Below are 7,631 nucleotides of genomic sequence, written 5' to 3' on the forward strand. Positions count from 1 at the left end.
ACGACCGCCCGTGATAGTTGGCCTCGGATCATGGCCAATGAGCTCGAGAGGGAGGTCGCCCGGCGACGGACCTTCGCCATCATCTCCCACCCCGACGCGGGAAAGACAACCCTGACGGAGAAGCTGCTGCTGTACGGCGGCGCCATCCATCTGGCAGGCAGTGTGAAGGCCAAGCGGGCGCGGCGGCACGCGACCAGCGACTGGATGGAGCTGGAGAAGGAGCGCGGCATCTCCGTCACGTCCTCCGTGCTCCAGTTCAGCTACCGCGACCACGCGGTGAACCTGCTGGACACCCCGGGCCACCAGGACTTCTCCGAGGACACCTACCGCACGCTGTCCGCCGCCGACGCGGCGGTGATGCTCATCGACGCGGCGAAGGGCGTGGAGCCCCAGACGAAGAAGCTCTTCAAGGTGTGCCGCATGCGCGGCATCCCCATCTTCACCTTCGTCAACAAGCTGGACCGCTACGGCCGCGAACCGCTGGAGCTGATGAACGAGCTGGAGCAGGTGCTCGGCATCCGCTCGTACCCCATGAACTGGCCCATCGGCATGGGGCCGGAGTTCCGGGGCGTCTACGACCGGCAGGCGCGCGTGGTGCACGTGTTCTCCGCGGAGGGCTCGCACGGCGAGTCGGAAGTGGTGGAGCGCTCGGTGTCCATCGACTCGGAGGAAATCAAGTCGGTGCTCACCGAGACGGAGCTGGCGAAGCTCCAGGAGGACATCGAGCTCCTCGACATCGGCGGGGATGAATTCACTCGTGAGAAGTCGGACGTGGGGCAGCTGTCGCCCATGTTCTTCGGCAGCGCGATGACCAACTTCGGCGTGCGGCCCTTCCTGGACGCGTTCCTGGACCTGGCGCCCGCGCCCACGTCGCGGCCCACCACGCAGGGCCCTCGCGAGCCCACGAACCCGAAGTTCGCGGGCTTCGTCTTCAAGATTCAGGCGAACATGGACCCCGCGCACCGCGACCGCATCGCGTTCATGCGCGTGGTGTCCGGCCGCTACGTCAAGGGCATGAACGCGTTCCACTCGCGCCTGGGCAAGGAGGTGCGGCTCGCGAAGCCCAGCCAGTTCCTCGCCGCCGAGCGCACGTCCATTGAAGACGCGTGGCCGGGGGACGTCATCGGCCTGTTCGACCCGGGCCAGTACCGCATCGGCGACTCGCTGGCGGAGGGCTCGCAGGACGTGCTGTTCGAAGGCGTGCCGCGCTTCAGCCCGGAGTTCTTCGCGGTGGTGCGCTCGAAGGATCCGCTGCGCCGCAAGCAGATGGAGAAGGGCCTGGAGCAGCTGTCCGAAGAGGGCACGGTGCAGATCTTCCAGCAGCTGGCCATGGGCATGAAGGACCCCATCGTCGGCGTGGTGGGCGCGCTCCAGTTCGAAGTGCTCCAGTACCGCCTGGAGCACGAGTACGGCGCGAAGATCGCCCTGGACCGGCTGCCCTTCAGCCACGCCCGGTGGGTGGTGGGCCAGAACTTCGAACCGAAGTCGTTCGACTGGGAAGGCAACCGCCAGACGGTGCAGGACCGCGACGGGCTGCCCCTGGTGCTCTTCCGCGACGACTGGGCGCTCCAGCACGCCGAGGAGAAGCACCCGGAGCTGAAGTTCGTCTCCGAGGCCCCGCTCCTGCGCCAGTCCGCGTCGGCCGCGACCGGCAGCTAGGGACGCGAAGGGCCGGGGGAAGCCCCCGGCCCGGAAGCGACTACTTGTGCGGCACCACCGTGCCGCCTCGGAAGGCGGAGTCGCGCAGCACCAGCCCCTCCTTGAAGAGGCGCGCGGCGCGGTTGCCGACGAAGAAGTCCTTCGGGTCACCCCGGCGGAAGGTCTTCTTCACGAACTCCTCCACCTCCATGTAGAGGCGGCGGAACTTGTCCGGGGCCGCGTCGCGCCGTCCCGTCTGGGACGTCACCTCCAGCTCCACCCACATCTTCCCGCTGAGCAGCTCGCCCTCCTCGTTGCGGCGCGAGCGCTCGATGAAGATGACGGGCGAGCGCACCTCGTCGATGCGCCAGAAGCCCTTGTCCGGGCCGCGCTTCACCTTGTCCACCATGGCGGGGCCAATCTCGCTGGCCACCAGGTAGAGGTCCTCCTCCGGCAGGCGCGAGATGTTGTCCGGGTTGGCCCGGAAGGGCACCCAGTCCGGCGGCACGCGCCGGGGGTAGACCTCCAGGACGTGTCGCTCCAGGTGACGGAAGAAGGCGACCTCGTCGTCGGGTGCCATGAAGAATTGGAGGATGTTGGCCATCGCGGGCGTCCTCATACCCTGGAAGCGCGCTAGAAACACAGGCCATGGACTCCTGGCTGCGCGCACGGATGCATGAGCTGAACGACCTGAACAGCGTCATCAACCTGGCTTCCTGGGACCGGGAAGTCTACCTGCCCTCCAAGGCGGCCTCCGCCCGCGCCCAGCAGCTGGCCACCGTCCAGGCCATCCACCACGAGCGGCTGGTGGACCCGCGCCTGGGAGAGGCCCTGGCCCGCGCCGGGGAAGGGGGCCAGGACTTCGAGGCCCTCACGCCCGACGAGCGCGCCATGGTGCGCGTCCTCACCCGGGAGCGGGACCGCGCCGTGCGCCTGCCCGCCCGGCTGGTGACCGCGCTGGCGGAGGCGCAGGGGGAGGGCCTCCAGGCCTGGCGCGAGGCGCGCACGACGAAGCGCTTCGAGCGTTTCCAGCCCGCGCTGGAGGCGCTGCTGGCCTTGCGCCGCGAACAGGCGGACGCGCAGGGCCACGACGGCGAGCGCTACGACGCGCTGCTGGAAGGCTTCGAGCCCGGCATGCGCGTGAAGCGCCTGACGCCGGTGCTCACCGCGCTGCGTGAGGCGCTCATCCCCATGGTGGCCGCGCTGGGTGAGCAGAAGCGGGCCTTCCCCGCGTTCCTCTCCGGCCGCACCTACGACACCGGCCAGCAGTGGCAGTTCACGATGCGGCTGCTCAAGGCCGTGGGCTTCGACCTGGAGGCGGGCCGCCAGGACGTGAGCATCCACCCCTTCACCAACAGCGTGCACGCGCAGGACGTGCGCCTCACCACGCGCCTGGATCCGGTGTGGCCGCCGGCCGCCCTCTTCGGCACGCTCCACGAGGCGGGCCACGGCCTGTACGAGCAGGGCTTCTCCCTGGAGCACCACCGCACGCCGCTGGCGTCCGTGCCCTCCATGGGCCTGCACGAGTCCCAGTCCCGCCTGTGGGAGAACCTGGTGGGCCGCGGCCGCGCCTTCTGGGTGAGCCACTTCCCCGCGCTGAAGGAGTCCTTCCCGGAGGCGCTGGCGGACGTGGACCTGGATGGCTTCCACGCGGGCATCAACCACGTGGTGCCGTCGCTCATCCGCGTGGAGGCGGATGAAGTCACGTACAACCTGCACATCGCCCTGCGCTACGAGCTGGAGCTGGCGATGCTGCGCGACGAGCTGCCCGTGTCGGAGCTGCCGTCCGCGTGGAACGAGCGCATGCGGCGCTACCTGGGCATCACGCCCCCGGACGACACGCAGGGCGTGCTCCAGGACATCCACTGGGCCTGGGGCGAGCTGGGCTATTTCCCCACGTACTCGCTGGGCAACCTGTACGCGGCCTCGCTGTACACCGCCGCGAACCGGGCGCTGCCGTCGCTGGAGGCGGACCTGTCGCGGGGCGACACGTCGTCACTGCTGGGGTGGCTGCGCGCGAACCTGCACTCGCACGGTTTCCGGCTGCCCGCGGAGGAGCGCGTGCGCGCCATCACCGGCGAGGGGCTCACGGACAAGGACTTCCTCCAGTACCTGCGCGCGAAGTACGGCGCGCTGTACGGCATCAAGCTCTAGCGCCCTTAGAGCCTCAGGCCGCGAACACCAGCGGGCTGCACGCGCGCGCCAGGTGCAGCGCGTCCCTCGCGAGCGCGTGCGCGTCCGGGTCCTGCGCCTCCAGCCACGCGGCGCGGGCCACCTGGTTGCCCAGCTCGAAGCACAGGCTGGCGGTGCGGCGTGACAGGCGGCTCTCCTTCTGGAGCGCGCGCACGTTGAGCTCGCACAGCTCCGCGCACTGGCGCAGCAGGCGCACCGCGTCGTCGTCCGCCGCGACGCCCTGGGCCTTCAGGCGTGCCATGCCGGCCTCGCAGGCCGTCTGGCACTTCAGGCTCGCGGCGATGCACCGGGAGACCTCTATCCGCGCCCCGCCTGTCCTGGCTCCCAACATGACCACGCCCTCCCTTTGTGCGGCGTCAAAGGTACGCACGGACGCCGTTCTCGCAACCAGCACCGGAGGCGCAGATGGGGCCTCAACACCTGCGTTCCGGGGTCATGGACAGCGAGCCGGCAAGGGATGCAGAAGCGCCGCGCACGATTCGGCCGAATCGTACAGCAGTTGCCTCTTCGTCGTGGGCGAACGTCAGCTTTCCAGCACCGGAAAGGGCTTGAGCAACGCCACCAGCTTGTCGCCGTACAGCTTGATCCGTTTATCCCCGAGGTACGGCAGCTGGGAGAGCTCGGAAACGTCTGCGGGCGGCTTCGACGCGAGCGCGTCCATGAGCGGATTGGTGAGCACCACGCTGGGCGTCACCTTGCGCAGGGTGGCCTGCTCGACGCGGAACGCCTTGAGCGCGTCCTCGCGCTTGCGCCGGTGGGGGTCGCGCGGACCCTTGGGTTCGCGGTCCAGGTCCAGCTCGCCCCGGGTGGCCTTCTGCTGAAGGTCGCGGATGAGGGCGAGGATGTCGTCGCCGTGCGCGCGCACCACCGCGCCCCGCACGCCGGCCGCGCGCGCCAGGTCCTTGTGCGTGTCCGGTTGCTTCAGGGCCAGGTCGGTGATGGCCATGTTGGACAGCATGCGGCCCATGGGCACGTTGTCCTTCTCCGCCCACTCCAGCCGCAGCTTGTGCAGCCCCTGCGCGATGGCGTGTGCGAGCGCGTACTGGGCCGTGCTGAGGCCCGTGCGCGACAGCTTGGGCTTGTACTCGGCGCCCACCTCCGGCCGGGCCTCGGCCTCCGCGCACATGCGCTCGCAGTCCAGCAGCACCTCTTCCAGGATGTCCGCCTCGCGGCACGCGTCGCGCACCTGGCGGCCCAGCTCACAGAGGTAGCGCACGTCGTTGGCGATGTAGTCCCTCATGCCCGGAGGCAGGGGACGCAGGGAGAAGTCGGACTGCTGGTGCTCCTTCGGCAGCTCCACACCCAGCCGCTCGCGCGCCAGGTCCGCCAGGCCCACCTTGGGCCACCCCAGCAGCGTCACCGCGCGGTGCGTGTCGAAGAGGCCGCGCACGCGCACGCCCGCTTCCGCCAGGAACTGCAGGTCGCCCTGGGCGGCGTGGAAGTACTTGGTGCGCGCGGGGTCCTCCATCATGGGGGAGAGCAGGCGCGGATCCACGCCCGGCTGGAGCGTGTCGAAGAGGAAGATGTCCGTGTCGGTGCCCAGCTGGAGGAAGCACAGGCGGGCGCGGAAGGCGTGCATGGCGTCCGCCTCCAGGTCCACCGCCACTTCCGGCGCGGCCTCCAGCACCCGCGTGGCGGCTTCCTCGCCCGCGCGGTCCACCACATCCAAGGCACCCTGAGGGAAGGTCGGCATCGCGGGGAGCAGGCTAGCGGACCGGCCCGCCCCTTTGACGTGTTTTTTCCCGAACCGCCGCTAGGATGGCCCCGCCGATGAACGACGCCCAACGTCTTGAAAAAAGCCTGCTTGGCCACATGGGCCGGGCCATCGCGGACTTCCGCCTCATCGAGGCCGGGGACCGCATCATGGTGGGCGTGTCGGGAGGCAAGGACTCCTACACGATGCTCCACCTGCTGCGTGAGCTGCAGCGGCGAGCCCCCGTGAAGTTCGACTTGCTGGCAGTGAACCTGGACCAGGGCCACCCCGGCTTCCCCGGCCACATCCTGGAGGGCTACTTCCAGCGTGAGGGCTACGCCTACAAGATGCTGAAGGAGGACACCTACAGCATCGTCCTGGAGAAGACCCCGCCCGGGAAGACGCAGTGCTCGGTGTGCTCGCGCCTTCGCCGGGGCATCCTCTACAACGCCGCCGTGCACCTGGGCTGCAACAAGATTGCCCTGGGCCACCACCGCGACGACCTCATCCACACGATGCTCCTGAACATGTTCTTCGCCGGGAGCCTCAAGGCGATGCCGCCGCTCTTGAAGAGCGACGACGGCCGCAACGTGGTCATCCGGCCGCTGTGTTACGCGCCGGAGAAGGAGATCATCCAGTTCGCGGAGGCGAAGCAGTTCCCCATCATCCCCTGTGACCTGTGCGGGTCGCAGGAGAACCTGCAGCGCAAGCGGATGCAGAAGCTGGTGGAGGACCTGGGCAAGGAGATCCCCAACGTCCGCCAGAGCCTGCTCAACGCGATGTCGAACGTGCGGCCCACGCACCTCTTGGACAAGACGCTGAACCCGGACCCGCTGAACGCGACGGAAGACGGGCCCGTGGCCACCCCCCCCACCAACGAGACGCAAGGGAGCGCGAGTCCATGGCTCGAGAGCAGGCAGTAAAGGCGCGCAAGGAGCGCAACGCGGCGCTGGTGGAAGCCATGCTGCTGGCCGCGATGGCGGACGGCAGCGTGTCCCAGCGCGAGATGCAGACGTTGCTGGCACGAGTGCTGGAGCGCCCGGAGTTCGAGGGCACGCAGTCGGGTGAGTTGAACCTGCTGGTGGAGACCAGCGCGGTGCGGCTGGCGGAGGCGCGCAACCTGGAGGATGTCCTCTCCTCGCTGCGCCGGCGGCTGCCGGACCACAAGAACCGGATGCTGGCCTTCGGGCTGGCGGCGGCGGTGGCGCTGGCGGACCAGCGGGCCACCCGCTCCGAGCTGGGGCTGCTCAAGACGTTCCAGGCGGCGCTGGGCATCTCCGAGGACGAGGTCGCGCAAATCATCGACGTCATCGAGCAGGGGGGCAGCCTGTCGGAGGCGCTGGGCGAGCCCCTGGAGCGGCTGTTCGCGGAGGTGATGGTCCTGGTGCTGGCGGCGGACGGCCAGCTGAAGGAGGCGGAGGCGCGCGCGATGGTGGAGAGCTTCGCGGCGGATCCGCTCTTCCAGAACGTGAGCCCGGAGCGGGCCCAGGGCTTCGTGAGCGAGTCCGTGGCCGCGCTGGCCACGGACGGGCTGCCGCAGCGGCTTCATGTCCTGGCGCACGGGCTGGCCACTCACTCGCAGCGCGTCAAGGCGTACCAGCTGGCGACCAAGATTGCCCATGCGTCCGGGCGGACGAGCACCGCGGAGCAGCGGATCCTGGATCTGCTCCAGGCAACGTTCGGTCTGGCGGACGATGAAGTGGCGCGGTTGGACCAGCAGGGGTAAGCAGGGAATTGTATGACCCCGCACGTCCCCTCCGGTTCGCGGCACTCCTTCCGTTTCGGTCTGCCTCCGTCCTTGGGCAGTGAGACGGCGCGCGAGCGTGCGGAACGGCTCGCGTCGTTCCTGCAGCGCGCGTTGGGCAAGCTGGTGGAGGTGAACGTCGCCACCAGCTACGAGACGCTGGCCAAGGACCTCTTGTCCGGGCGAGCGGACGCGGCCTGGGCGCCACCCTTCGTCTGCGCGCGCATGGAAGCCATGGGCGTGCGGGTGCTGACGCGCGGGGTGCGCCGGGGCATGTCCAGCTACCGCTCCGCGCTGGTGGGGCGGGCGGGCTCCGGGCTGACGGTGGAGAAGCTGAGGGGCGCGAAGGCGGCGTGGGTGGAC

At 69.4% G+C, this 7,631-nt stretch carries 8 protein-coding genes; 5 read left to right on the top strand and 3 right to left on the bottom strand.

Features of this window, described 5'->3' with window-relative positions; all coding sequences use genetic code 11:
• Window positions 1–30 precede the first annotated feature (30 nt).
• On the top strand, window positions 31–1,659 hold the full coding sequence (locus D7Y21_RS26055) for a peptide chain release factor 3 (protein WP_120567388.1): 1,629 nt from the start codon (window positions 31–33) through the stop codon (window positions 1,657–1,659).
• A gap of 40 nt (window positions 1,660–1,699) precedes the next feature.
• On the opposite strand, the gene D7Y21_RS26060 is transcribed toward D7Y21_RS26055, so the two are convergent.
• Window positions 1,700–2,242: a hypothetical protein gene (locus D7Y21_RS26060; protein WP_120567387.1), complete on the bottom strand. Its 543-nt coding sequence runs from the start codon at window positions 2,240–2,242 to the stop codon at window positions 1,700–1,702.
• Between the two features lie 44 nt (window positions 2,243–2,286).
• Between D7Y21_RS26060 and D7Y21_RS26065 the strand changes: the two genes are divergently transcribed.
• Window positions 2,287–3,792, top strand: a complete 1,506-nt coding sequence (locus tag D7Y21_RS26065; RefSeq protein WP_121716375.1) for a carboxypeptidase M32 — start codon at window positions 2,287–2,289, stop codon at window positions 3,790–3,792.
• A 13-nt stretch (window positions 3,793–3,805) separates the two neighbouring features.
• On the opposite strand, the gene D7Y21_RS26070 is transcribed toward D7Y21_RS26065, so the two are convergent.
• On the bottom strand, window positions 3,806–4,072 hold the full coding sequence (locus tag D7Y21_RS26070) for a hypothetical protein (protein ID WP_233591996.1): 267 nt from the start codon (window positions 4,070–4,072) through the stop codon (window positions 3,806–3,808).
• 282 nt (window positions 4,073–4,354) lie between these two features.
• Complete coding sequence (locus D7Y21_RS26075; protein WP_120567384.1) at window positions 4,355–5,524, bottom strand: ribonuclease D; 1,170 nt, start codon at window positions 5,522–5,524, stop codon at window positions 4,355–4,357.
• Window positions 5,525–5,589: 65 nt separating this feature from the next.
• Between D7Y21_RS26075 and ttcA the strand changes: the two genes are divergently transcribed.
• From ttcA to D7Y21_RS26090, 3 genes are all read left to right on the top strand, one after another.
• Window positions 5,590–6,447, top strand: a complete 858-nt coding sequence (gene ttcA, locus D7Y21_RS26080; RefSeq protein WP_120567383.1) for a tRNA 2-thiocytidine(32) synthetase TtcA — start codon at window positions 5,590–5,592, stop codon at window positions 6,445–6,447.
• Window positions 6,426–7,250 carry a tellurite resistance TerB family protein gene (locus D7Y21_RS26085; protein ID WP_120567382.1) on the top strand — a complete coding sequence of 275 codons (825 nt, stop codon included), beginning with the start codon at window positions 6,426–6,428 and terminating at the stop codon, window positions 7,248–7,250. The genes ttcA and D7Y21_RS26085 overlap by 22 nt, the downstream gene beginning before the upstream one ends.
• Before the next feature lie 12 nt (window positions 7,251–7,262).
• Window positions 7,263–7,631, top strand: a 369-nt coding sequence (locus D7Y21_RS26090; RefSeq protein ID WP_147469376.1) for a PhnD/SsuA/transferrin family substrate-binding protein, incomplete at its 3' end; no start/stop codon positions are given.

The sequence above is a fragment of the Corallococcus sp. AB045 genome (assembly GCF_003668895.1).
Taxonomy (GTDB): domain Bacteria; phylum Myxococcota; class Myxococcia; order Myxococcales; family Myxococcaceae; genus Corallococcus; species Corallococcus coralloides.